Source organism: Arthrobacter sp. FX8, assembly GCF_026723805.1.
Classification (GTDB): domain Bacteria; phylum Actinomycetota; class Actinomycetes; order Actinomycetales; family Micrococcaceae; genus Arthrobacter.
The window spans coordinates 2,027,016-2,051,694 of sequence record NZ_CP113505.1 but is presented as its reverse complement, the minus strand read 5'-3'; the positions used below and the strand labels follow the sequence as shown (position 1 = coordinate 2,051,694).

The 24,679-nt window shown below is 65.5% G+C and carries 20 protein-coding genes and 4 pseudogenes; 21 read left to right on the top strand and 3 right to left on the bottom strand.

The window, feature by feature from the left end; all coding sequences use genetic code 11:
- Positions 1-28: 28 nt before the first annotated feature.
- Together OUO20_RS09390 and OUO20_RS09385 are read right to left on the bottom strand one after the other, a co-directional pair.
- The gene (locus OUO20_RS09390; protein WP_268003269.1) at positions 29-901 is read right to left on the bottom strand and encodes an FAD:protein FMN transferase; all 873 of its coding nucleotides are present in this window, start codon (positions 899-901) and stop codon (positions 29-31) included.
- A 3-nt stretch (positions 902-904) separates the two neighbouring features.
- Positions 905-1,396, bottom strand: a complete 492-nt coding sequence (locus OUO20_RS09385; RefSeq protein WP_166673024.1) for an FMN-binding protein — start codon at positions 1,394-1,396, stop codon at positions 905-907.
- Between the two features lie 210 nt (positions 1,397-1,606).
- Between OUO20_RS09385 and argS the strand changes: the two genes are divergently transcribed.
- From argS to OUO20_RS09335, 10 genes and pseudogenes are all read left to right on the top strand, one after another.
- Positions 1,607-3,256, top strand: a complete 1,650-nt coding sequence (gene argS / locus OUO20_RS09380) for an arginine--tRNA ligase (RefSeq protein ID WP_018768420.1) — start codon at positions 1,607-1,609, stop codon at positions 3,254-3,256.
- A gap of 4 nt (positions 3,257-3,260) precedes the next feature.
- A complete protein-coding gene (gene lysA / locus OUO20_RS09375) occupies positions 3,261-4,733 on the top strand; it encodes a diaminopimelate decarboxylase (RefSeq protein WP_268003268.1) in 1,473 nt (490 codons plus the stop codon).
- Positions 4,734-6,049: pseudogene (locus tag OUO20_RS09370) on the top strand (homoserine dehydrogenase).
- On the top strand, positions 6,050-7,156 hold the full coding sequence (thrC, locus tag OUO20_RS09365; RefSeq protein WP_018768417.1) for a threonine synthase: 1,107 nt from the start codon (positions 6,050-6,052) through the stop codon (positions 7,154-7,156). It abuts the pseudogene before it with no gap.
- Between the two features lie 2 nt (positions 7,157-7,158).
- Positions 7,159-8,133, top strand: coding sequence for a homoserine kinase (thrB, locus tag OUO20_RS09360; protein ID WP_018768416.1), 975 nt, complete (start codon positions 7,159-7,161; stop codon positions 8,131-8,133).
- A 293-nt stretch (positions 8,134-8,426) separates the two neighbouring features.
- The gene (gene rho, locus OUO20_RS09355; protein ID WP_018768415.1) at positions 8,427-10,610 is read left to right on the top strand and encodes a transcription termination factor Rho; all 2,184 of its coding nucleotides are present in this window, start codon (positions 8,427-8,429) and stop codon (positions 10,608-10,610) included.
- Positions 10,611-10,716: 106 nt separating this feature from the next.
- Positions 10,717-11,790 (top strand): peptide chain release factor 1, encoded by a 1,074-nt coding sequence (prfA, locus tag OUO20_RS09350; RefSeq protein WP_018768414.1) that lies wholly within the window; start codon positions 10,717-10,719, stop codon positions 11,788-11,790.
- Positions 11,791-11,827: 37 nt separating this feature from the next.
- The gene (gene prmC / locus OUO20_RS09345; protein ID WP_223992008.1) at positions 11,828-12,715 is read left to right on the top strand and encodes a peptide chain release factor N(5)-glutamine methyltransferase; all 888 of its coding nucleotides are present in this window, start codon (positions 11,828-11,830) and stop codon (positions 12,713-12,715) included.
- On the top strand, positions 12,712-13,524 hold the full coding sequence (locus OUO20_RS09340) for an L-threonylcarbamoyladenylate synthase (RefSeq protein ID WP_134163845.1): 813 nt from the start codon (positions 12,712-12,714) through the stop codon (positions 13,522-13,524). Before prmC ends, OUO20_RS09340 begins: the two co-directional genes overlap by 4 nt.
- Entirely contained in the window at positions 13,524-14,282 is a 759-nt protein-coding gene (locus OUO20_RS09335) for a WecB/TagA/CpsF family glycosyltransferase (RefSeq protein WP_056387995.1), read from the top strand. The genes OUO20_RS09340 and OUO20_RS09335 overlap by 1 nt, the downstream gene beginning before the upstream one ends.
- Positions 14,283-14,322: 40 nt before the next feature.
- Here OUO20_RS09335 and OUO20_RS09330 read toward each other — a convergent pair.
- A pseudogene (locus tag OUO20_RS09330) lies at positions 14,323-15,218 on the bottom strand (glycosyltransferase).
- 275 nt (positions 15,219-15,493) lie between these two features.
- Here OUO20_RS09330 and OUO20_RS09325 point away from each other — a divergent pair.
- From OUO20_RS09325 to OUO20_RS09275, 11 genes and pseudogenes are all read left to right on the top strand, one after another.
- A pseudogene (locus tag OUO20_RS09325) lies at positions 15,494-16,605 on the top strand (MraY family glycosyltransferase).
- Positions 16,606-16,716: 111 nt separating this feature from the next.
- Positions 16,717-17,199, top strand: coding sequence for a hypothetical protein (locus OUO20_RS09320; RefSeq protein WP_018768408.1), 483 nt, complete (start codon positions 16,717-16,719; stop codon positions 17,197-17,199).
- A complete protein-coding gene (locus tag OUO20_RS09315) occupies positions 17,192-17,530 on the top strand; it encodes an AtpZ/AtpI family protein (protein WP_018768407.1) in 339 nt (112 codons plus the stop codon). The genes OUO20_RS09320 and OUO20_RS09315 overlap by 8 nt, the downstream gene beginning before the upstream one ends.
- Positions 17,531-17,611: 81 nt before the next feature.
- Positions 17,612-18,412, top strand: a complete 801-nt coding sequence (gene atpB, locus OUO20_RS09310; protein WP_026265641.1) for a F0F1 ATP synthase subunit A — start codon at positions 17,612-17,614, stop codon at positions 18,410-18,412.
- 108 nt (positions 18,413-18,520) lie between these two features.
- Complete coding sequence (gene atpE, locus OUO20_RS09305; RefSeq protein WP_003804776.1) at positions 18,521-18,739, top strand: ATP synthase F0 subunit C; 219 nt, start codon at positions 18,521-18,523, stop codon at positions 18,737-18,739.
- A 54-nt stretch (positions 18,740-18,793) separates the two neighbouring features.
- Positions 18,794-19,345, top strand: coding sequence for a F0F1 ATP synthase subunit B (locus tag OUO20_RS09300; protein ID WP_018768405.1), 552 nt, complete (start codon positions 18,794-18,796; stop codon positions 19,343-19,345).
- A complete protein-coding gene (locus OUO20_RS09295; protein WP_056387991.1) occupies positions 19,345-20,172 on the top strand; it encodes a F0F1 ATP synthase subunit delta in 828 nt (275 codons plus the stop codon). The genes OUO20_RS09300 and OUO20_RS09295 overlap by 1 nt, the downstream gene beginning before the upstream one ends.
- Positions 20,173-20,250: 78 nt before the next feature.
- A complete protein-coding gene (gene atpA / locus OUO20_RS09290; protein WP_268003266.1) occupies positions 20,251-21,888 on the top strand; it encodes a F0F1 ATP synthase subunit alpha in 1,638 nt (545 codons plus the stop codon).
- Between the two features lie 72 nt (positions 21,889-21,960).
- Positions 21,961-22,850 (top strand): annotated as a pseudogene (locus OUO20_RS09285) (F0F1 ATP synthase subunit gamma).
- An 83-nt stretch (positions 22,851-22,933) separates the two neighbouring features.
- Positions 22,934-24,388 carry a F0F1 ATP synthase subunit beta gene (atpD, locus tag OUO20_RS09280; RefSeq protein ID WP_056387986.1) on the top strand — a complete coding sequence of 485 codons (1,455 nt, stop codon included), beginning with the start codon at positions 22,934-22,936 and terminating at the stop codon, positions 24,386-24,388.
- 1 nt (position 24,389) lies between these two features.
- The gene (locus OUO20_RS09275) at positions 24,390-24,674 is read left to right on the top strand and encodes a F0F1 ATP synthase subunit epsilon (protein ID WP_018760117.1); all 285 of its coding nucleotides are present in this window, start codon (positions 24,390-24,392) and stop codon (positions 24,672-24,674) included.
- Positions 24,675-24,679: the final 5 nt, after the last annotated feature.

The window sequence follows — 24,679 nt, the reverse complement described above, 5'->3', positions numbered from 1 at the left end:
CGCCGGGGGTGCGGTGTTTCCACGGGGCTCATGAGAACAGCATCCCTTCGAATTCGGCGGAGTAGGCGGCGCTGCCGTCGGAAAAGACGGTCAGCCACGAAAAATCAAAGCTTTCCTGGAGCGTGGCGCCGGGAACAAAGAACAGGGCCGTGGCGAGTGCGTCGGCCACCATGGCAGTCCCCGCCAAGGCCCAGGTGGCGACGGCGGTCCGCACCGGCTGCCCGGTGGTCCCGTCCAGGACGTGGTGGAGTCCGTCCCCCCAGGCGCGGCGGTTGGCAGCCGACGCACACAGGGCGCGGCCGTCCAGGTGGATCGTCCCAATCGCCTGTGCAGGGTTGTAGGGGTGTTCAAGCGCCACGCTGACGGGTCCTGCCCCGCGGGCCAGCAGGTCGCCACTGGCGTCGATGACGAAGGCGCCGATGCCGGCGGCCGCCAGGTCCGCGGCCAGGAGGTCCACCAGCAGGCCCTTGCCTGCGGCGCCGATGTCCAGCAGCACGGGGGCGCTGGCCGTCAGGACGGTTCCGGACCACGTGAGCACCGATTCCCAGGCCGGCGCAGGCAGCGGCGGACCGGCCGGCTGGAGCGAATACGCTGCGTCATACCCCAGGCGCTCCAGGCTGCCGCCAATCAGCGGCGTCATGGCGCCGCCGGTCACCCGGTAGAGCAGGCTGTACAGCTCGCCCAGCGGAGCAGCCTCGTCCGGAAACTGATAACGCCCCGGCTCCCGTGCCAGGTCCGACACCAGCGAGTCGGCCCGGAAACGGGACCAGTCGGCGTCGAACTTCTCGACCGTGTTAAGCACGCGTGCGCGCAGGGACGCGGGCAACGGCAGGGGAGTGGTGATGTCCCAGCCGGTTCCGATCCCCTGGAACAGGAAGTCATCCCAGTCCGTGACGGACACCGCCTACTGCGCCTCCGCCTTGATCTTGTCCACGGCCTGGTTGAAGCCTCCGCTGGTCAGGGAGGAGCCTGCAACCTTGGAAACGTTCAGTTCATCGATGTTCCTGCCCACCACCTGGGCAGCGATGCCACCGGCGAACTGGCCCTGGAACTTGCGGGTGTTCGGATTGGACGGGTGCTGGGTGATCTGCACGTCCGTGACCTTTCCCGCCGCCAGCGTCAGCTGAACGCCCACCGTTTCCGTGCCGTTGGGTGACACGTAGTTCCCGTCCGCGCTGTAGGTGCCGTCTCTGTAATTGCCGCCGCTGCCGGCCAGGGCGGAAGAACCCGCAGAAGGAGTGGACGGGCTTCCCGCAGCGCCCGGGGTGCTGTCCGCCGTGGATGGTGCACAGCCGGCCACGGTTCCTGCGAGGGACAGGCCTGCAAGGCTGGCGAAGATACCCTTGCGGAGCGCGGCGCTGGATATGGCGGGGCTTTGAGGGGTGGAGGGTCTCATGAAGGCTCTCGTTTCACTGTTGGGGCTGTACCGGTCTCTTTGCGCAATGCCGTCTTTGCGCAATCCCGTGCGGCAGTGGTTACGGTCTAATCAACGCCGGATGGGCCGGAATGGTTCACCGCGGAGCCGGGCCCACCCGTCCATGGAGCCGGAAGGGCGGCCCAGGCCGCCAAATTCTTTGCTGTCACTGGCCCCCGGTAGTCTAGAGGGGTGACTCCCGAAGAACTTTCCCTCGCCATATCCGCCTGCCTCAAAGACGCCGTCGCCGCCGGTGATATTGACCTTGCGGCGTCAGCCATTCCGGCTGAGGTGCGCGTGGAGCGGCCCAAGAACCGGGACCACGGCGACTGGGCCACCAACATTGCCCTCCAACTCGCCAAGCAGGCGGGTACCAACCCGCGCGAATTCGCCACCCTCCTCAGCAGCCGGTTGAAGACCATCGACGGCGTCTCCGCCGTCGACATCGCCGGCCCTGGCTTCCTGAACATCACGGTGGACGCCGCGGCCGCCGGCGCCCTGGCAAAGGTCATTGTCGAGGCCGGCGGGGACTACGGCACCAACACGGCGCTCGCCGGGCACACCGTCAACATGGAGTTCGTGTCCGCAAACCCCACCGGGCCGCTGCACATCGGGCACACCCGCTGGGCCGCCCTGGGCGATTCCATCGCCCGCGTGCTGCGGGCGTCCGGCGCCGACGTCACGGCCGAGTACTACATCAATGACGCCGGCTCGCAGATGAACACCTTCGCCACCTCCGTCTACAACCGGCTGCACGGCCTTCCCGTGCCGGACGGCGGCTACCCGGGACAGTACATCGCGGACCTGGGCCACGAAGTGCTCACTGCCCACCCGGACATCCGCGAGCTCACTGAAGTGGCGGCCCTGCCGGTCATCCGCGCCGCCGCCTATGAAGCGCAGATGAAGGACATCAAGGCCACCCTGGCGGACTTCGGCGTCGAGTTCGACGTCTTCTTCTCCGAACAGGAATTGCACGACGCCGGCGCCATTGAAAGTGCCGTGGCCCGCCTTCGCGAACAGGGCCACGTGTTCGACGACGGCGGGGCGGTCTGGCTGCGGACCACGGACTTTGGCGACGACAAGGACCGCGTGATGGTCCGGGCGAACGGCGAGCCCACCTACTTTGCCGCTGACGCCGCCTACTACCTGTCCAAAAAGGACCGCGGCTTCACCGAGAAGATCTACCTCCTGGGCGCCGACCACCACGGCTACATCAACCGGCTCAAGGCCATTGCGGCCGCTGCCGGTGACGACCCCGAGGTCAACATCGAGGTCCTGATCGGCCAGTTGGTGTCCGTCAACGGCGCCAAGCTGTCCAAGCGCGCCGGCAACATCATCGAACTCAAGGACCTGATCGAGTGGCTGGGCAAGGACGCCGTCCGCTACTCGCTGGCCCGGTTCCCCGCCGATTCACCGCTGACCCTTGACCCGGACCTGTTGAAGAAGCACAGCAACGAGAACCCGGTGTTCTACGTGCAGTACGCCCATGCCCGCTCGCGCGGCGCCGCACGCAATGCCGTGGCTGCGGGCGTGGACCGTTCCGCGTTCGACGCCTCGCTGCTGGACCACGCCACGGAAAACGAGCTGCTGTCCTACCTGGGCAGCTACCCGTCCATCGTGGCCAAGGCAGCAGAGCTGCGCGAACCGCACCGCGTGGCACGGCACCTTGAGGCCATCGCCGGGGCCTACCACCGCTGGTACGACGCCTGCCGCATTGCCCCCATGGGCGACGAACCCGTGACCGACCTCAACCGCACCCGCCTGTGGCTCAACGACGCCACCAGCCAGGTGCTGGCGAACGGACTCGACCTGCTGGGCGTTTCGGCGCCGGAACGGATGTGACCCGGTGACGCACACAGCAGCCCAGGCTTCTCCGCTTGCCCCGGAGTGGCTCACTGTTCCGGACGACCTCAATGCCCTCCACGAACCGATGTGGGCCCGCGACGTGGCACGCGACGGGGACGGCGAACTCAGCATTGACGGCATCCCCGTCAGCGAGCTTCAGCGGCAGTACGGCACCCCGCTTTTCGTGATGAGCGAGAACGACTTCCGTGCCCGGGCCAGGGCATTCAGCGACGCCTTTAACGATGCCTTTGCCGATATTTGCGGGGGAGTGGACGTCTACTACGCCGGAAAGTCGTTCCTCTGCACCGCGGTGGTCCGCTGGGTGGAAGAGGAAGGGCTGCGCCTGGACACCGCCTCGGGCGGCGAACTCGCCGTGGCCCACCGGGCCGGAATTCCCGGCGCGGACGTCGCGCTGCACGGCAACAACAAGTCCGACGGCGAAATCCACCGGGCCCTGGACATGGGACTGGGCCGGATCGTGGTGGACAGCCTGGCCGAACTCCACAGGGTGGGCACCATCGCCGAGGCCCGCGGTGAACAGGCCAAGGTCATGCTTCGGCTGACTCCCGGCGTGCACGCCCACACCCACGAGTTCATCGCCACTGCCCACGAGGACCAGAAGTTCGGCCTCTCCATGGCAGCCGACACCACTGACGAGGCCGGGATCTCGGCCGCCGAGGAAGCAGTGGCGGCGGCCACAGCCCATCCCGGCATCGAACTGCTGGGCCTGCACTGCCACATTGGGTCGCAGATCTTCGAACCGGACGGTTTCGCGCTGGCCGCCGAGAAGCTCCTTCGCTTCCTGGCCGCCATGCAGGAAAAATACTCCATCACCCTGCCGGAACTGGACCTCGGGGGCGGATACGGGATTGCCTACACCCCGGTGGACACCCCGCGCCCCGCCGCTGAAATCGCCACGGCGATGGCCGCCGTCGTGCGTTCCACCTGCGCCGAGCTGGGCATTGACGCGCCCCGCATCTCCATCGAGCCCGGGCGCGCCATCGTGGGCAGCACCACGTTCACCCTTTACGAGGTGGGCACCGTGAAGACGGTCCGCGTGGATGCCCCTGCGGCTTCCGCGGACGGTGACGCGGGCAACAACGTTACGTATCCCCGCCGGTATGTTTCGGTTGACGGTGGCATGAGCGATAACGCCCGGCCAGTGCTGTACGACGCGGATTATTCGGCCGTTCTGGCCTCGCGGACGTCCGGCGCGGCGCCGCAGCTGTCCCGCGTGGTGGGCAAACATTGCGAGAGCGGCGACATAGTTGTTAGAGATGTATATCTGCCCGAGGACGTGGCAGCCGGTGATCTGCTTGCTGTACCGGGAACCGGCGCCTACTGCTGGGCCCTCTCGAGCAACTACAACTATCTGGCCCGGCCGGGCGTTGTCGCGGTGCGCGACGGATCTTCCCGGCTGATTGTCCGCGGGGAAACCGAAGAAGACCTGCTGAACCGCGACATGGGAGCCTGAATGACGGAAATGCGAACGCTGAAAGTAGCCCTGCTGGGCTGTGGCAACGTTGGGGCCCAGGTTGCGCGGATCCTCCTTGAGGACGCCGATGCCCTTGCCGCCCGGACAGGTGCCCGCCTGCAGCTCAGCGGCATCGCCGTGCGCAACGTCAACGCCCCGCGCGACGTTGACCTGCCGCAGGAGCTCTTCACCACCGACGCTGACACCCTGGTCAAGGACGCCGACCTGGTCATCGAACTGATGGGCGGCATCGAACCGGCCCGCACCCTGATCCTCTCCGCCCTGCGCAACGGCGCGTGCGTCGTGACGGGCAACAAGGCGCTCCTGGCCCAGGACGGCCCCACCCTCTACGAAGAGGCTGACAAGGCCCACGTCCAGCTCTCCTACGAAGCTGCCGTGGCCGGTGCCATTCCCATCCTCCGCCCCATCCGCGACAGCCTCTCGGGCGACCGGATCACCCGGGTGCTGGGCATCGTCAACGGCACCACCAACTTCATCCTTGACCAGATGGATTCCACCGGTGCCCAGTTCGCGGACGCCCTCGCCGAGGCCCAGCGCCTTGGCTACGCGGAAGCCGACCCCACGGCCGACGTCGAAGGCCACGACGCCGCCGCCAAGGCCGCCATCCTGGCCTCGCTCTCCTTCCACACCCGCTTCGCCCTGGAGAACGTCCACTGCGAGGGAATCACCAACGTCAGCGCTGCCGACATCGCCGCGGCGAAGGACGCCGGCTTCGTGATCAAGCTGCTGGCCATCGCGGAGAAGCTGACCGACGCCAATGGTGAGGAAGGCGTGTCCGTCCGTGTCCACCCCACCCTCCTGCCGCGCGAACACCCGCTGGCCGCGGTCCGCGGAGCCTTCAACGCCGTGTTCATCGAAGCGGAAAACGCCGGCGAGCTGATGTTCTACGGCCAGGGCGCCGGGGAACCCCCACGGCGTCTGCCGTTATGGGCGATCTCGTGTCGGCCGCCCGCCGGCTGGTCCTGGGTGGACCCCAGCGCACGGAAACCACCACCGGCCACGTCCCGGCGCTGCCCATCGAAGCGGCCACCACCAGCTACTACATCGGCCTGGATGTTGCAGACCAGCCCGGTGTGCTTGCCCGGATCGCCCAGCTGTTCGCCGAGCACGGCGTCTCCATCGAAATCATGCGGCAGACCATCCACCGGGATGCGGAATCCAACGTGGAGTCGGCCGAACTGCGGATTGTCACCCACCGCGCATCAGAGGCTGCCCTTGCAGCCACCGTCCAGGCCGTAAAGGGCCTGGACGTCATCAATTCAGTTACATCCGTTCTGCGGGTAGAAGGAGTCTAAGTGGCTCACCAATGGCGCGGCGTCATCCGCGAATACGCTGACCGTCTGCCCGTGACGGAGTCCACCCGGGTGATCACCCTGGGGGAGGGCGGCACCCCGCTGGTCCACGCGCAGAAGCTCTCAGAACTCACCGGTTCCGAGGTCTACCTGAAAGTGGAGGGGATGAACCCCACCGGGTCCTTCAAGGACCGGGGCATGACCATGGCCATGACCGCGGCGGTAGCCTCCGGTGCGAAGGCCGTTGTGTGTGCGTCCACCGGCAACACGTCCGCTTCAGCCGCCGCCTACGCAACCGCCGCCGGCCTGAAGTGCGCCGTCCTGGTGCCCGAGGGCAAGATCTCCATGGGCAAGCTGAGCCAGGCGATCGCCCATGGCGCCACCCTCCTGCAGGTGGACGGCAACTTCGACAACTGCCTGGACATCGCCCGCAAGCTGGGGGAGTCGTACCCCGTCTTCCTGGTCAACTCCGTCAACCCTGCCCGCATCCAGGGCCAGAAGACCGGCGCCTTCGAAGTGGTCGATGCCCTGGGCGACGCACCGGACATCCACGTCCTGCCCGTGGGCAATGCCGGCAACATCACGGCATACTGGAAGGGCTACAAGGAGTATTCAGCCCCCTTCGAATCCGACACGGCCGGCACCCTGCCCGCCGTCGCCACCAGGACGCCCGCCATGTGGGGCTTCCAGGCAGCCGGGGCAGCACCGTTCGTGGCGGGCCACCCGATCACCGAGCCGGACACCATCGCCACGGCCATCCGCATCGGAAACCCCGCTTCCTGGGACGGGGCCGTAGGGGCACGTGACGAATCCGGTGGACTCATCGATGCCGTCACCGACGAGGAAATCCTGAACGCCCACCGCTGGCTGTCGGCCAGGGAAGGCGTGTTCGTGGAGCCCGGCTCCGCTGCCGGCGTGGCGGGCCTGCTCAAGAAGCACGCCGCCGGCGAGGTTCCCAGCGGCAAGACCATCGTCATCACCGTCACCGGGCACGGCCTGAAGGACCCCCAGTGGGCCCTGCGCACGGAAGACGGCAGCGAAGTCCAGCCCGTCAAGGTACCGAATGACGTGGTTACTGTCGCCGCTGAGCTGGGACTGGAAGAAAAATAGCCTTGGACACCACCTCGCAGGCCACTGTCGGACTGCACCTGATCGAGCCCGGGCAGCGCGTCAGCGTCCGGGTGCCCGCCACCAGCGCCAACCTCGGTCCGGGCTACGACAGCCTGGGGCTCGCTCTGGCCCTGCATGACACCCTCACCGTGGAAAGCCTCGACACGGATGAACTCGTGTTTGAGCTCCGCGGCGAGGGCGCGGACACTTTGCCGCGGGATGCCAGCCACCTGGTGGTCCGCGCCATGGACGCGGCCTTCGAGCGGCTGGGCTACCGGCACGGCGGACTGCGGGTGGTTGCGGACAACGTCAACCCGCACGGCCGGGGGCTGGGCTCATCCGCGTCAGCGGTGGTGGCCGCAGTTTCGGCTGCAAATGCCATGGTGCCGGCCGGGGACCAGCGCGGAAAGGATTGGATCCTCCAGCTCACCAGTGAACTGGAGGGCCATCCGGACAACGTGGCACCCGCCATCTTCGGCGGCCTGGCGCTGTCATGGCAGGACAGTGAGCAGTACAGCAGCACCAGTGCCACGGTGGCCACGTCCGTCATCCCCATCGTGGCGGTACCTGACTACGAACTCTCCACCGAGGCAGCCCGCGCCCTTTTGCCGGCATCTGTGGGACACCACGCTGCCGCCATGAACTCCGGCCGGGCGGCGCTGCTGATCCACGCGCTGACGCAGAACCCCGAATTCCTGCTGCCGGGCACCGAGGACTACCTGCACCAGAGCTACCGCGCGGACGCCATGCGGCCCAGTGCCGCGTTGATCGGCGCACTCCGCAAAGCGGGCTACGCGGCCGTGGTTTCCGGTGCCGGGCCCACCGTCCTGGTGCTGGCAAACGGTGAAGACCAGGCAGGCAAGGCCCTCGCCTTCATCAAGGCCTACACGGCGGAGAACACGCCGGACATCGGCTGGCGCGTCCTGAAGCTCGCAGTGGACGTTGAAGGTGCTAAGGTTGAACTGCACCGGCGGTAATTCCGCCTATCTGATCTGCTCCTGCATTCAGTTGCTATTTGATCTACGACTGTGAATGTATTCCGGTGCCGCCTGCTTGGTCTGTCGCAGGAATCTGCAGCATTCAACTGCCCCTGAACCGTCAGTCCGGCGTTGCGCCATGGGCGCAGTGCAAGGTGAATCAGTATCCGGCCCTGCTGGCCGAAATCCAACCGGCAAGGCCGAAATCCCGGCTGCAGATCTGAACTGCAGCCCAGATCAAATCATCGCGCCCAGCTCCCAGTCTGGACGCCGTCGAGGGGGAAGGATCCTTCGTGACCGAAACCACTGAGCTGTCGCCAGCTGTGGAACACTCAACTTCTGCTGCCGAATCACCGGCCGCAACCGCCAAGAGCAGCGGCCTTGCCGGCCTGAAGCTCGCCCAGCTGCAGGCTCTCGCCAGCCAGCTCGGTATCTCGGGTGGATCCCGCATGCGCAAGGGGGACCTGGTCTCGGCCATTTCCGCCCACCGTGCCGGAACACTCACTGCCAAGGCCCCCGCAAAGGCTGCGGCAAAGGCTACGGAATCCGCCGTGGCCCCGGCCGCAGCTGCACCGGCTTCCGCTCCGGAGGCCCCGGCCGCCGAAGCTCCCGCCGCGGAAGGCACCCGTGCCCGTGGACGCGGCCGCAGCCGCCGCGCCGTCAGTGACGGCGTGGTTTCCCCGGCAACCGAAGCTCCCCTTGTGGAAACCCCCGCCGCACCTGCCGGTGCCACCGTCGAGGCGCCGTCGGCCGCCCCTGCGGAAACTGCGGAGGCCACTGAAGGCGCCCCTGAGCGCCGCCAGCCGCGCACCCGCAACCGCCGCCGCAGCGAAGCCGCTGCCGCTGTCCAGGAAGCCCCGGCCGAAACCCCGGCAGAACAGCCCGCCACAGAACAGCGTTCAACCGAGCAGCGTTCAACGGAGCAGCGTTCAACCGAGCAGCGCACCGAAGCCCCCGCAACCGAAGCAGGCGACGCCGGCCAGCGCACCGAACGCCGTGAAGGCGGCCGCACCCGCGGCCGTGACAACACCTCCCGCGACTCGGACGGGGGCCGTGACAACAGCGGCAGCCGCGACGCCGGCCAGCGTGAAGGTGCCCAGCGTGAAGGTGCCCGGGACAACCGCGACAACGATGACAGCGACGGCGGAAGCCGCCGCAACCGCCGTAACCGCCGCGACCGGAACGACCGCAACGACCGCTCCGGTGGCCAGGACCGGGACAACTCCCGCAACGACCGCTTCCGCGACCGCAACGACCGCCGCCGTGGCCGCAACCAGGGCCCGGACGTGGACGACGTCGAAATCACCGAAGACGACGTGCTGCTGCCCGTCGCCGGCATCCTGGACGTCCTGGAGAACTACGCGTTCATCCGCACCTCCGGCTACCTGCCGGGCCCGAACGACGTCTACGTCTCCCTCGCCCAGGTCAAGAAGTACAACCTGCGCAAGGGCGACGCCGTGGTCGGCGCCATCCGTGCACCGCGTGACGGCGAGGACCGCAGCCAGCAGTCCGCCCGCCAGAAGTTCAACGCCCTTGTCCGCGTCACTTCTGTCAATGGCAAGACGCCTGAGGAACTCAAGGACCGCGTCGAATTCGCCAAGCTCGTCCCGCTGTACCCCTCCGAGCGCCTGCGCCTCGAGACGGACCCCAAGAAGATCGGCCCCCGGGTCATTGACCTGGTGGCCCCGATCGGCAAGGGCCAGCGCGGCCTGATCGTTTCGCCGCCCAAGGCCGGCAAGACGCTCATCCTGCAGTCCATCGCCAACGCCATCACCACCAACAACCCTGAGGTCCACCTCATGATGGTGCTGGTGGACGAACGTCCCGAAGAAGTCACGGACATGCAGCGCACCGTCAAGGGTGAGGTCATCGCCTCCACCTTCGACCGTCCCGCCGACGACCACACCACCGTGGCCGAACTCTCCATCGAACGCGCCAAGCGCCTCGTGGAGATGGGCATGGACGTGGTGGTCCTCCTGGACTCCATGACCCGCCTGGGCCGCGCCTACAACCTGGCAGCACCGGCCTCCGGCCGCATCCTGTCCGGTGGTGTGGACTCCGCAGCCCTCTACCCGCCCAAGCGCTTCTTCGGTGCCGCCCGCAATATCGAAAACGGCGGCTCGCTGACCATCCTGGCCACCGCCCTCGTGGAGACCGGATCCAAGATGGACGAGGTCATCTTCGAAGAGTTCAAGGGCACCGGCAACATGGAGCTCCGCCTGTCCCGCCAGCTGGCCGACAAGCGCATCTTCCCCGCCGTGGACGTCAACGCGTCCGGCACCCGCCGCGAGGAAAACCTGCTTTCCCCCGAGGAAGTCAAGATCATGTGGAAGCTGCGCCGCGTCCTCTCCGGACTCGAGACCCAGCAGAGCCTTGAACTGCTCACCAACAAGATCCGGGAAACCCAGAGCAACGTCGAGTTCCTCATGCAGGTCCAGAAGACGACGCTTGGTGCGAAGTCGGATAACGACAAGTAGCTGAGTCAGGGGCGGGGCCGTCGCATAATCTGCGGGCCCCGCCCTTTGGCGTGTCCTACCAGCCACCCGGCGAAACTAGACTTGTACAAGTCGAAAGAGGTTTTAAATGTTTGAGTCCGTACAGGGCCTGCTTGATGAGCATGATGCCATCCAGGCGCAGCTGGGGGATCCTGCTGTCTATGCTGACCAGCGGCTTGCCCGGAAACTGGGGCGGCGGTCGGCTCAGCTCAATGGCATTGTCGAGGCCTACCACAAGTGGGAAGGCATCCGTGATGACCTTGCCGCCGCCAAGGAGATGGCGTCCGAGGACCCCGAGTTCGCCGCCGAGGTGCCTGAACTCGAAGCCGCGATGGAGACTGCCGCGGCCAAGCTGCGCCGCCTGCTGATTCCCCGGGATCCTGACGATGCCCGCAACGTGATCCTTGAGGTCAAGGGCGGTGAAGGCGGCGACGAGGCCGCGCTGTTCGCCGGCGACCTGCTGCGCATGTACACCCGGTACGCCGAGTCGCGCGGCTGGAAGACCGAAATCATCTCCGCCACCGAATCGGACCTCGGCGGGTACAAGGACGTCCAGGTGGCGGTCAAGGGCAACTCCAACGACCCCGCCGAGGGCGTGTACGCACGGCTGAAGTTCGAAGGTGGCGTGCACCGCGTCCAGCGCGTGCCCGTCACCGAATCCCAGGGCCGCATCCACACCTCCGCTGCCGGCGTGCTGGTCCTGCCCGAGGTTGACGAGCCCGAAGAACTCGAGATCAGCCCCAACGACCTCAAGATCGACGTCTACCGTTCCTCGGGCCCCGGCGGGCAGTCCGTCAACACCACCGACTCCGCCGTCCGCATCACGCACCTTCCCACCGGCATTGTGGTGGCCATGCAGAACGAGAAATCACAGCTGCAGAACCGCGAGGCCGGCATGCGCGTCCTGCGGGCACGCATCCTGGCGCACCAGCAGGAGCAGATCGACGCCGAGAACTCGGCCCAGCGGAAGTCGCAGATCCGCACCATGGACCGTTCGGAGCGCATCCGCACCTACAACTACCCGGAAAACCGGATCGCGGACCACCGCACCGGCTACAAGGCCTACAACCTTGACCAGGTCATGAACGGGGACCTGGAGCCGGTCATCCAGTCCGCCATCGAGATGGACGAGCAGGCGCGGCTGGACGCCATCGGCGACTAGTCCGCCCGGCGCACCATCAGGACACGAAATACAGGACATGACATTCGGGCCAGGCCAGTCGCTCGCTGATGCCGTCAGCGAGGCCACCGCCATCCTGCGGGACGCCGGCGTTCCCAGCCCACGCGTGGACGCGGAGCTGCTTGCGGACCACCTGCTGAACGTAGGGCTCGGCCGGCTTCGCGCCATGATGCTCGGCGATGCGCCGGCACCGGAAGGCTACGAAGCCCTCGTGGCCGAACGCGCCGGCAGGACTCCGCTGCAGCACATCACCGGCGTCGCCCACTTCCGCTACCTTGAACTGGCCGTGGGGCCCGGGGTGTTCATCCCGAGGCCGGAGACCGAATCCGTCGTCCAGCTGGCCATCGACCACGTCAAGGACATGCAACGGCCCCGGATCGTGGACCTGGGGACCGGTTCCGGCGCCATTGCCGGATCCATTGCGCACGAGGTACCGGGCGCCGAGGTCCACGCCGTCGAATTCAGCCCGTTTGCGCACGCCTGGGCGGCCAAAAACCTGGCACCGTTGGGCGTCAATCTGGTCCTGGGGGACCTGCGCGACGCCTTTCCGGAACTCAACGGGACAGTCGACGTCGTGGTTTCCAACCCGCCCTACATCCCCGCCGAGGCTATCCCCAACGAACCGGAAGTGGCCCTGCACGACCCGCCCGAGGCGTTGTACGGCGGGGGAGCGGACGGCATGGAACTTCCGACGGCGGCGGCCGCCTCCGCTGCCCGGCTGCTGCGTCCCGGCGGCTACTTCGTCATGGAACACGCGGAAGTCCAGTCCGGCTGGATAGCCGCCATGCTTGCCAGGACCGGATCCTGGACAGCCATCACGACGCACCTGGACCTCAACGGCAAGGAGCGCGCCACAAGTGCCGTGCTCGCGGACCAGGCCATACGGAATGAAAGAATGGGCCAGTGACCACTACTTATGACTGCACCATTGACGACGAACGGGCACGCGGCCTGGAACATGCCCAGCGCGCCATCAGCGAAAAGAAGTGCGTCGTGCTGCCCACGGACACCGTCTACGGCATCGGCGCAGACGCGTTCTCGCCGCAGGCCGTCACCATGCTGCTGGTGTCCAAGGGGCGCAGCCGCACCATGCCCCCGCCTGTCCTGATTCCCCGCATCAACGCCCTGGACGGCCTGGCCACCGAGGTTTCGGCCGAAGCCCGCAAGCTGGCAGAAGCCTTCTGGCCCGGCGGCCTGACCCTGATCCTGCACGCCCAGCCGTCCCTTGACTGGGACCTGGGCGAAACCAAGGGAACGGTGGCGCTCCGGATGCCCGCCGACGAGGTCGCCCTGGAACTGCTGACCCTGACGGGCCCGCTGGCCGTTTCCTCTGCCAACCGCACCGGCCAGGCCCCTGCGCAGACTGCCGCAGCGGCGCGGGAACAGCTGGCGGACTCGGTGGAGGTTTACCTGGAGGGCGGCCCGCGCCCACTGGAAGGCGAAGCCGGCGTGCCGTCAACCATCGTGGATGCCACCGGCCCCATCCTGCGCGTGGTGCGCAACGGGGCAGTGAGCCTGGACCGGTTGCGCGAGCACGTCCCGGGCGTCCTGGGCCTGGGTGAAATCCCCATGGCGGAGAAGGAAGCGGCACCGGCGCAGCCTGCGGCAGGGGAGGACGGGAACGACGCCGGGTCCGCGCCTGCTGCGTCCGGCTCCTCCGCGGTCACGGGTACAGCAGCGGAACCCGCCTCGCCGGCCGGAGACCCGCGGCCTTGATGACGCTGGAGCGCCAACGCATTCCCGTCCTGGACGTCCATGCCACTCCGCTGCGGGTGCCTGAGCTCGTTGCGGAACTGAGCAGCTACGTAGCGGAAGGTTCCACGCGCACCGTCCTGGGCCACAACCTGCACAGCGTCACGCTGGCCTTGTCCGACGCCGGGTTCCGCCGCCTCTACGAGGAAAGCGATGTGGTGCTCCTGGACGGGGCGCCGGTGCTGTGGCTCTGGGGGAGGACCGGCAACGCTGACGGCCCGGTCATGGACTACCGGCTGGGCTCCACCGACTGGCTGCCGGCCCTGGACCAGGTCCGGGGGCTGGAACGGATCGCCGTGATCGGTGCCGGTCCGGACGCGAACGCCGGAGCTGTCAGCCGGCTGAAGGCGATCGTTCCGGGCGCCCGCGTGTCCGGCCTGCCCGGCGAAGGCTGGGGTCCTGCCCTGGAGGAAGCCGCCGTCGCATGGCTGCACCGTGAACAGCCCCAGATGGTCCTGCTTGGCCTGGGAATGCCGCTGCAGGAGGACGTGCTGCAGCGGCGGCTGCGCGACATGCCCCCGGCCGTCTATTGTGCCGTGGGCGGCGCCATCGAGCAGTTGGCCGGGGTCCAGAAGCTGGCGCCGCGGTGGCTTGGCAGGATGGGGCTGGAGTGGGCCTGGCGCCTGCTCCTGCATCCCCGCCGCGTGGCGTACCGGGTCCTGGGCGAGCCGTGGGTGCTGCTGTGGCTCCTGGCCGCGCGCCGGCTGCGGACCAGGGCCTGAACCGGCCGCGGCTGGTCAGAAACCGGGAGAGGGGCGCTGGCTAGAACTTCTGGTCCTCCAGGGGGCCAAAGCCCTTGCCCCGCAGACCCGTGCCAAAGGCGCGCGCCCAGGCCACAAAGCCCGGCAGGTCGCGGCGCTGCAGGAAGTAGCCCAGGTACCCGCCGGCGTCGGCCACAAAGAGCGCACCCGGAAGTACCGGCGGATGAGGTAACCGCGGTTCCGGTAGTAGTAATAGCGCTTGAAGGCGGAGTCGGGGACGATGACATGCCAGCGGGCCCCGTAGACATGCTGCGTTTCCGTGAAGGCGTGCGGATGCGTGATGGCCGTGGTGGTGACCGTCCCAAAACGTATACCGGCCTTGCGGAGCCGGATGGTGAAATCGACCTCGTCGCCGCGGATGAACAGCCGCATATCCGGCAAGCCCACTTTGAAGAACACGTCCGAGCGGATCAGCGCGCCGTTGAAGAAGTGGCCGTCGTCCGGAAGGAAACCGAGCTTCTCCACCTCTGCCCGGTCGTGCGTCACCTTGCCGTCCAGGCGGAAGAAAAAGGACAGCCGGTCGGGATGGCCCGGCGCCGTGACAAGGGGAACCACAGCCTCCAGGTCGCGCGCCTCGGCCTCGCGCAGCAGCGTGGCCAGGCATTCGGGATCAGCCGGCTCGGCGTCGTCGTCCATCATCCAAATCCAGCGGGCACCGCTGGCGACTGCCTTGAGGGCGGCCAGCGCAAACCCGCCCGCGCCCCCGAGGTTGGCTTCGGACCGGACGTAGTCCACATTGCGGTGCTGTTCGGCCACCTCCCGTGCAGGCGTGGTGCCACTGTCCACCAGGCAAATGGTGTCCACGCGCAGGCTCTGCGCGTTGATCGAATCCAGCAGCACAGACAGTTCCTTGGGCCGGTCGAACGTCACGGCGGCAACCGCAATGCGGGGGGTCATGGAGGTCCTTTCAGCATGGCCGCCAGGGAGTTCCCCGCCTGATATGCGCCCGTGTGGCGCGGAGCCATGGTGCCGGTGGCACTAGTATCTTTGACTAGAGTCCACTGTAATACAGCCCTGTACGGCACCGAACACTGCCTGCTGCGCGCTCGGCGACGGAGAAGTTTCATTTATCGAAGAACAGATTCCCGGCCAGTGAGCCCACCGACCACGGACCGGCTGCCAGGGCAGCCGAGCGGCTTCGACACCACCAATCCTGAAACGGCTCCAGTCCCATGATCATGTACATGCTCATGGGGCTGGTGGCTGCCATTGTGTCCTACGCTGCCACGTGGGGCGCCCGCATCGTGGGGCACCGGCTTGAACTGCACCTGCCCATCCGCAGCCGTGACATGCATTCCACCCCCGTTTCCAGGCTTGGCGGCGTTGCGATCTTCCTCGGTGTCATGGTGGCACTGGTCCTCGCCAGCCAGTCCTTTTTCGTCAAGGACATCTACCGGAACAATTTCTCCCCCTGGGGGTCCTCGCCGGTGCAGCGGTGATCGTCCTGGTGGGCGTGGCGGACGACCTGCTGGACATCCGCTGGTGGGTGAAGCTGATCGGTCAAAGCGCCGCCGGACTCACCGTGGCCATCTGGGGTGTCCAAATGACCATCGTCCCGTGGGTGCCCGACCCCATCTACCTCCAGGACGGGACACTCCGCGTGGTGCTGACGGCGGGACTCATCGTCACCACCATGAATGCCTTCAACTTCATTGACGGACTGGACGGCCTTGCTGCAGGCGTGGCCATCATCGGCGGAACGGCGTTCTTCTTCACCGCCTACTGGGTGCACCGGAACGCTGTGCTGCTGGACTACTCGGACCTGGCAACCCTCATTACGGCCGTCCTGGTAGGCGGGTGCCTGGGGTTCCTGCCACACAATTTCTTTCCGTCGAAGATCTTCATGGGCGATTCGGGCGCCATGCTGATCGGGCTGCTCATGGCCTCGGCCGGCGTCGTGTCCACAGGACAGATCTCCTCAGGCCTGTATGACCGTGCCAACGGTATTTCCACCGTGATTCCCATCCTGCTTCCCTTCGCCGTGCTCTTCCTTCCGCTGCTGGACCTGGGCCTCGCAGTGGTTCGCCGCACGGCCCGCGGGCGTTCGCCCTGGTCCGCCGACCGCGGGCATCTGCACCACAAACTGCTGGACATCGGCTACTCCCACCGCACCGCCGTGATCCTGATGTATCTCTGGACCGCCGTGCTGTCCTTCGGCGGCCTGGCCTTTGCCGTCTTCCCCTGGCAGGTCGTTCTCGCCGTCGACATCTTCGCCACCCTGGTGATGGGACTGGTGACCGCATGGCCATACCTTTCCCGCGGCAACGGGGAAACTGCGGCGTAATGCCGGTTCTGAATTATTTCTATCTCATGTAGAATTTAGGGGCAGCCCAAGCTGCCACTCCACCCCCTGCCTCCTGGCCATTTGCCATGTGGTGCCGACGATTGGGATCGAATGACCTCCAACGCCGAGTCCGGACCTGCCTCCGGCAACGGACACGTTGGCGCCTCCGGTCCCACCCGCTCGCTGTGGCTGAACCTGCTTAAGCGCAGCTCGATCGCCGCCGGTGCGGGGCTCGCCCTGTGTGCCATTCCCGCCGGACTCCTCAACGGAGCAAGCGGCGCGGTCTCCAGCGTGCTCGGTGGCCTGCTGGTCATGCTGTTCTTCGGCATCAGCCTGCTGATCGGCCACTTCGTGGGACGCGGGAACCCGTCCGGCGCGATAGGGATGTTCGTAGCCACCTATTTCATCAAGGTAGTTGGCTTCGCCGTCGTCCTGTTCGTCATCGGCGCCCCTGAATGGCTACACGGCCGCTGGTTCATCATCGGCGCCGTGGTGGCGGTCGTCCTGTGGCAGGCCGCTGAGATCCACGGATTCAGCAGGGCCCGCCTCCAGATCTACAACGATCCAGATGACAAGGGAGCAACCCATGCGTGACCAGAAGAAGCCCGCGGCTGCCGCACATGGCAAACGCGGATCCAACGGCTCCGCAGCAACCGATTCCGACGCCTCCACCGATGGCGGCTACAACGCTGGAATGGCTGTATTCAGCTACATCATTGGCGGAATCATCGTCTGGAGTTTGATAGGGTGGGGACTGGATTATCTGTGGGGAACGCGCTGGATTGTGCTCGCAGGCGCTCTGCTCGGAGCCGTCGGAGGTTTCTACCTTTCCCACATGCACGGCCTCACCAGTTCCCGAAAAATTGCTGATGAGCGCCATGCTCCCAGCGCACCGTCCCAGGACGGAAAAGATAGTGCCAAATAATTTCACAGGGGGAACAGCAGGCTGTCAGGCTGCCGGACCCCGCCCAACGCCCAATGATGGACACTGCAGAGAGGAAACGCGTTGATCGCGCTTGCGCTCCCGGCCCAAGATTCAGGAGAGTTCACTCCTCCTGGTATTAACGAAATGCATTTGCCGGCAATCCTGCCGTGGGGTGCCGCAGAAGGATTCTCCAAGCAGATGCTGCTGGTCCTCCTCTCTGTCGTCTTTATCGCAGTCTTCTTCGTGCTCGCCGCACGCAAGCAGCAGCTGGTACCCGGCAAGCTCCAGTTCGCCGGAGAGGCCGCCTACGGCTTTGTCCGCAACGGCATTGCCAAGGACATCATCGGCGGCAGGGACTTCATGAAGTACGTCCCCCTGCTGTTCAGCCTGTTCTTCTTCATCCTGGTCAACAACATCTACGGCGCCATCCCGGTGTTCCAGCTCCCCACGTTCTCGCACGTGGGTGGAGCGTACGTGCTGGCCGGCCTGGTCTATGTCACCTGGATCGCCATCGGCGTGAAGAAGAACGGCCTGCGCTACTTCAAGCTGGCCACCGTCCCCTCGGGCGTGCCGTGGTACATCCTGCCGATCGTCATCCCGATCGAAATCATCTCCAACTTCGTTGTCCGGCCCGTCACGCACAGCCTCCGTCTGTTCGCGACCATGCTGGCCGGCCACCTGATCGTGATGATCGCCGGTTCCGGCATCGAATACCTCATCATGCAGGAGAACGTGCTGCTGAAGGGAACGTCCGTCCTGGTGCTGGCAGGTGCCATCGCCATGTACATGCTCGAAGCCCTGATCATGGTCCTGCAGGCCTACGTCTTCACGCTGCTGACCGCGATCTACATCGAAGGCGCCCTTCACGCCGACAGCCACTAGGCACCCTGCCGGGAGCGACGCTCCGCCGGCCCACCACAGTCTTCCCCTCGCGGGGATGAAGCAACCCAAACAACCTGCCACACAAAGTGGCATCTTGAAAGGAAAAAAATGGAAGGCTCCATCAACGGCTCCCTCAACCTCATCGGCTATGGCCTCTCGGCTATCGGCGGTGGTATCGGTGTGGGTCTCGTGTTCGCTGCCTACATCAACGGCGTTGCACGTCAGCCGGAAGCCCAGCGCGTCCTGCAGCCGATCGCATTCCTTGGCCTGGCGCTGACCGAAGCACTCGCCATCCTGGGCCTGGTCTTCGCTTTCGTTCTCAAGTAAACCTTCAGAACTTCAGCGAACATTCAGAACCGAGTAGATAAGGACGGGTGAAATATGCATCAGCTGATCATCTCAGCCGCCGCTGAAGGCGACGTCAACCCACTTATTCCCAATGCCTGGGAAATGCTGGTTGTCTTCGTGGGCTTTGCCATCCTCTTCTTCATCGTGGTCAAGTTTGTTGTCCCGATGTTCGAGAAGACCTTCGCAGAGCGTGCCGAGGCCATCGAAGGCGGTATCGCCAAGGCTGAAAAGGCCCAGGCTGAGGCGTCTGCTGCACTCGAAGAGTACAAGCAGCAGCTGACCGACGCCCGCACCGAAGCCAACCGCATCCGTGAGGAAGCCCGCGCCGAAGGTGCCCAGATCCTCGCGGATCTCAAGGAGAAGGCGGCAGCAGAGTCTGCCCGCATCACCGCGCAGGCCCACGCACAGATCGAATCCGAGCGCCAGGCGGCCGTTGTGTCCCTGCGCTCTGAGGTAGGCACCCTGGCCACCACCCTGGCAGGCCGCATCGTGGGCGAATCGCTCAACGATGATGAGCGTGCAGCGCGGGTTGTGGACCGCTTCCTGGCAGATCTGGAGTCCCAGAACGCAGGTGCAGCTAAGTAATGGCAGGCGTATCGAGCGAATCGCTGGCAACAGCGCTGGCAGAGTTGGAAGCAAAGCTTCCCACCGCGTCGCTGCAGCTGGCAAAGGAACTCTTCGGAATTCTGGGAATGGTGGACAGCTCGGCTGGCTTGCGCCGCGCCCTGACTGACCCGTCCCGCAACGGTGACGAAAAGTCGGCGCTGGTCAAGCAGCTGGTTGGCGGGAAAGTCTCCGCTGATGCTGCAGACATTGCAGGCGGACTGGCCAGCTCACGCTGGGCAAACGCCCGTGATATCGGCGATGCACTCGAGACTCTTGCCGCAACGGTGGTCATTTCCGTTGCTGAAAACAAGTCGGCCGTTTCTGCCTCCGGAATCACTGGCCTGGAAGAGCTGGAGAACGACCTGTTCTCTTTCAACCAGGCTGTTGCCTCCAGCCATGAGGTACAACGTGCTCTGTCCGAACCACAGGCCAGCGGTGCAGCCAAGGTTGTACTTGCGGAGAAGCTTGTGCCCGGCGCCAGTGAGGAAGCGAAAGTCCTCATTGTCCAGGCTGTAACCCAGCCCCGCGGCATCAAGCCCACCCGGCTGGTGCAGCGGTTCGCCGAGCTTGCGGCCAAGCGGCAGCAGCGCTGGATTGCGACGGTCAGCGTGACCCGTCCTTTGACGCAGACGCAGCTTGCCCGCCTGCAGGCTGGCCTGAATGCCATGTACGGGCGGGAACTGAAGGTCAACCTCAATGTTGACCCGGCACTCATTGGCGGCATCCGCGTCCAGGTTGGTGACGAAGTGCTTGACGCTTCGGTCCTCACCAAGCTGGGCGAGCTGCAGCGCCAGCTGGCCGGCTAGCCGGACAAGCACAACCTAACTGATAGAAACCCCGGTCACCGCTTGCGGTGATCACAAACAGGAGAGCAGGGACTGCAGATGGCCGAATTGACCATCAACGCCGACGACGTCCGTAATGCGCTGAACGAGTTCGCGGCGTCCTACGAACCCGGAAACGCAGAGCGCGTAGAGGTCGGCCGCGTAACCACCGCTGGTGACGGCATCGCCCGTGTTGAGGGCCTTCCCTCGGTCATGGCGAACGAGCTGCTGCGCTTTGAGGACGGCACCCTGGGCCTTGCCCAGAACCTCGACGTCCGCGAAATCGGCGTCATCATCCTCGGTGACTTCACCGGCATCGAAGAAGGCCAGGAAGTACACCGCACCGGACAGGTTCTGTCCGTTCCCGTGGGCGACGCCTTCCTGGGCCGCGTTGTCGACCCGCTGGGCATGCCCATCGACGACCTCGGCGAGATCAAGGCCGAGACCACCCGCGCCCTGGAGCTCCAGGCTCCCGGCGTGACCCAGCGCAAATCGGTGCACGAGCCGATGCAGACCGGCCTCAAGGCGATCGACGCCATGATCCCGATCGGCCGCGGCCAGCGCCAGCTCATCATTGGTGACCGCCAGACCGGCAAGTCTGCCATTGCCATCGACACGATCATCAACCAGAAGGCCAACTGGGCTTCCGGCGATGTGACCAAGCAGGTCCGCTGCATCTATGTGGCGATCGGGCAGAAGGCGTCCACCATCGCCGCCATCCGCCAGACGCTCGAGGACAACGGTGCGCTGGAATACACCACCATTGTGGCTTCTCCCGCTTCGGACCCCGCAGGCTTCAAGTACCTGGCACCGTATGCAGGCTCGGCCATTGGCCAGCACTGGATGTACGGTGGCAAGCACGTCCTCATCGTGTTCGATGACCTGTCCAAGCAGGCCGAAGCCTACCGCGCCGTGTCGCTGCTGCTCCGCCGTCCGCCGGGACGCGAAGCCTACCCGGGCGACGTCTTCTACCTGCACTCCCGCCTGCTGGAACGTTGTGCCAAGCTTTCCGACGAGCTCGGTGCCGGTTCCATGACGGGCCTGCCGCTGATCGAGACGAAGGCGAACGACGTGTCCGCCTACATCCCGACCAACGTCATCTCCATCACCGACGGCCAGATCTTCCTGCAGTCGGACCTCTTCAACGCCAACCAGCGTCCCGCTGTTGACGTGGGTGTCTCGGTGTCCCGCGTTGGCGGTGCCGCCCAGGTGAAATCCATGAAGAAGGTATCCGGCACCTTGAAGCTGGATCTGGCCCAGTACCGCGATATGCAGGCCTTCGCGATGTTCGCATCCGACCTGGACGCAGCATCCCGCCAGCAGTTGACCCGTGGTGCACGCCTGATGGAACTGCTGAAGCAGGGCCAGTACTCACCGTTCCCGATCGAGGACCAGGTTGTGTCCATCTGGGCCGGCACCAACGGCTACCTGGACGACGTTCCGGTTGAAGACATCAGCCGCTTTGAGTCGGAGTTCTTGGAGCACCTGCGCCACAAGTCCTCGATCCTGACCACGCTGGCCCAGACCAACGTGCTGGACGACGACACCGTTGCGGCCCTGAAGTCCTCGATTGTCGACTTCAAGAAGGGGTTCTTCGGCGAGGGCGACAACCTGCTGGTTGGTGCCGGGCATGAAGAGCACGCCCCCATCGACGAGGCCCAGGTTGACCAGGAAAAAATCGTCAGGCAGAAGCGCTAGTTCCACTGACCGGGTGTGCCGGGCCCACGGGTCCGGCGCACCCGCTGCAGGGAACGCTAGGAAAGGATAAGTATGGGAGCCCAGATCCGGGTCTACCGCCAGAAGATCAGCTCGACCACGTCGATGCGCAAGATCTTCAAGGCGATGGAACTGATCGCTACCTCGCGCATCGGCAAGGCCCGTGCGCGCGTAGCAGCTTCACTGCCTTACGCGAACGCGATTACGCGCGCCGTTTCTGCTGTCGCCAGCCAGAGCGAGATCGACCACCCGCTGACCACCGAGCCGGAGCAGATCCGCCGTGCCGCCGTCCTGGTAATCACCTCGGACCGCGGCCTGGCCGGTTCTTACTCTGCCAGCGTGCTGAAGCAGGCGGAAGGCCTCGTCGAGCTTCTTCACGAAGAAGGCAAGGAAGTCAAGACCTACGTCGTCGGACGCAAGGCCCAGGCCTACTTCGATTTCCGGAACCGCGAGTATGCGCGGGTCTGGACCGGGGGACCGACGCGCCCGAGTTCGCGACCGCACGTGAGATCGGCGAAGCTCTGCTGTCGGAATTCGCAACGGAGTTCGAAGAGGGCGGCGTAGAGGAAATCCACGTCGTCTACACCCGCTTCAAGTCCATGGTCACCCAGGAGCCGACGGTCATCCGGCTGCTCCCGCTTGAAGTTGTGGAAGAACAGGCTGCATCTGAATCGGACCTCTTGCCGCTGTACGAGTTTGAGCCGGAAGCCGAGCGGGTTCTTGACGCGCTGCTGCCGCGCTACATCGAATCCCGTATCTTCGCAGCCATGCTGCAGGCAGCAGCTTCCGAGCTCGCCGCCCGCCAGCGGGCGATGAAGTCCGCAGGCGACAACGCGACAGACCTGATCAAGAAGTACACGCGTCTGCGCAACACGGCCCGCCAGGCCGAGATCACGCAGGAACTCTCCGAGATTGTTGCCGGTGCCGACGCTCTTGCGTCCTAGCCTCCACCACCTCGGTTCCCGCGTAACCAGCACCACCACAGATAGACTTAACCCCACGCCATCTACTGAATGAAGTGAGAGAGATGACTGCCACTGCTACCGAACACGTAGCCGCAACGTCCGGTGCAACCGGCCGTATTGCGCGCGTAATCGGCCCGGTTGTCGACGTCGAATTCCCGGCTGACGCAATCCCGTCGATTTACAACGCCCTCACCACCGAGATCACTCTCAACGGTGAAACCAAGACCATCACCTTCGAAGTTGCGCTGCACCTGGGTGACAACCTCGTCCGCGCCATCTCCCTCCAGGCCACCGATGGACTCGTCCGCGGCACGTCCGTGGTGGACACCGGCGCCCCGATCTCCGTTCCCGTCGGTGACGGCGTCAAGGGACACATCTTCAACGTGCTGGGCCAGCCCCTGGACGTTGCCGAGTCGGAACTGGAGATCACCGAGCGCTGGCCAATCCACCGCAAGGCCCCCAGCTTCGCCTCCCTCGAAGGTTCCACCGAGATGCTGGAAACCGGCATCAAGGTCATCGACCTCCTCACCCCGTACATCAAGGGTGGAAAGATCGGCCTCTTCGGCGGCGCCGGTGTGGGCAAGACCGTGCTGATCCAGGAAATGATCACCCGTGTTGCCCGCAACTTCGGTGGTACCTCGGTCTTCGCCGGTGTTGGCGAGCGTACCCGTGAGGGCAACGACCTCTGGGTTGAAATGGAAGAGGCAGGGGTCCTCAAGGACACTGCCCTTGTATTCGGCCAGATGGACGAGCCGCCGGGAACGCGTCTGCGTGTGGCCCTGTCCGCGCTGACCATGGCGGAGTACTTCCGCGATGTGCAGAACCAGGACGTGCTGCTCTTCATCGACAACATCTTCCGCTTCACCCAGGCCGGCTCCGAGGTATCGACCCTGCTGGGCCGCATGCCTTCCGCCGTGGGCTACCAGCCCAACCTGGCGGATGAGATGGGCCTCCTTCAGGAGCGCATCACCTCCACGAAGGGCCACTCCATCACCTCGATGCAGGCCATCTACGTCCCCGCAGATGACTACACCGACCCGGCTCCGGCCACGACCTTCGCACACCTCGACGCGACCACGGAACTTTCCCGTGAAATCGCCTCCCGTGGTCTGTACCCGGCCGTTGACCCGCTGACGTCCACGTCCCGCATCCTGGATCCCCAGTACATCGGCAAGGACCACTACAACACGGCAGTCCGCGTGAAGCAGATCCTGCAGAAGAACAAGGAACTCCAGGACATCATCGCCATCCTCGGTGTCGATGAACTCTCCGAAGAGGACAAGATCGTCGTCTCCCGTGCACGCCGCATCCAGCAGTTCCTCTCGCAGAACACCTACACCGCCAAGCAGTTCACCGGCGTTGAGGGCTCCACGGTTTCCATCAAGGACACCGTTGAAGGCTTCTCGGCCATCTGCGACGGCGAGCTGGACCACGTCGCGGAGCAGGCGTTCTTCAACGTCGGCGGCCTCGACGACGTCGAGCGCCAGTGGGCCAAGATCCAGGAACAGACCAAGTAATATGGCTGAGCTTGAGGTTGAGATTGTCGCAGCGGACCACTTCGTGTGGTCCGGAGCGGCCAAGATGGTCAAGGCCCGCACCAGCGATGGTGAAATCGGAATCCTGCCCGGCCACTCGCCCCTGCTGGCGATCCTGGCCGAGGGTGAACTGGCCATCCAGCCGGTGTCCGGGGACCGTATTGCGGTAGACGTCGACGGCGGGTTCTTCTCGGTCGACAACAACCGCGTGGTTATCGTTGCTGACAACGCCCAGCTGGGCGGCTCGGCTACCGCTGGGATCCGCTAGCACGA

Excerpts from the sequence above, each read along its gene's own strand:
- prmC (WP_223992008.1), top strand. The coding sequence starts at position 11,828 with ATGACATTCGGGCCAGGCCAGTCGCTCGCTGATGCCGTCAGCGAGGCC.
- atpE (WP_003804776.1), top strand. The coding sequence starts at position 18,521 with ATGGAAGGCTCCATCAACGGCTCCCTCAACCTCATCGGCTATGGCCTC.
- OUO20_RS09315 (WP_018768407.1), top strand. The coding sequence starts at position 17,192 with ATGCGTGACCAGAAGAAGCCCGCGGCTGCCGCACATGGCAAACGCGGA.
- OUO20_RS09320 (WP_018768408.1), top strand. The coding sequence starts at position 16,717 with ATGACCTCCAACGCCGAGTCCGGACCTGCCTCCGGCAACGGACACGTT.
- OUO20_RS09385 (WP_166673024.1), bottom strand. The coding sequence starts at position 1,396 with ATGAGACCCTCCACCCCTCAAAGCCCCGCCATATCCAGCGCCGCGCTC.
- atpA (WP_268003266.1), top strand. The coding sequence starts at position 20,251 with ATGGCCGAATTGACCATCAACGCCGACGACGTCCGTAATGCGCTGAAC.
- prfA (WP_018768414.1), top strand. The coding sequence starts at position 10,717 with ATGTTTGAGTCCGTACAGGGCCTGCTTGATGAGCATGATGCCATCCAG.
- OUO20_RS09275 (WP_018760117.1), top strand. The coding sequence starts at position 24,390 with ATGGCTGAGCTTGAGGTTGAGATTGTCGCAGCGGACCACTTCGTGTGG.
- OUO20_RS09300 (WP_018768405.1), top strand. The coding sequence starts at position 18,794 with ATGCATCAGCTGATCATCTCAGCCGCCGCTGAAGGCGACGTCAACCCA.
- OUO20_RS09295 (WP_056387991.1), top strand. The coding sequence starts at position 19,345 with ATGGCAGGCGTATCGAGCGAATCGCTGGCAACAGCGCTGGCAGAGTTG.
- OUO20_RS09335 (WP_056387995.1), top strand. The coding sequence starts at position 13,524 with ATGACGCTGGAGCGCCAACGCATTCCCGTCCTGGACGTCCATGCCACT.
- atpD (WP_056387986.1), top strand. The coding sequence starts at position 22,934 with ATGACTGCCACTGCTACCGAACACGTAGCCGCAACGTCCGGTGCAACC.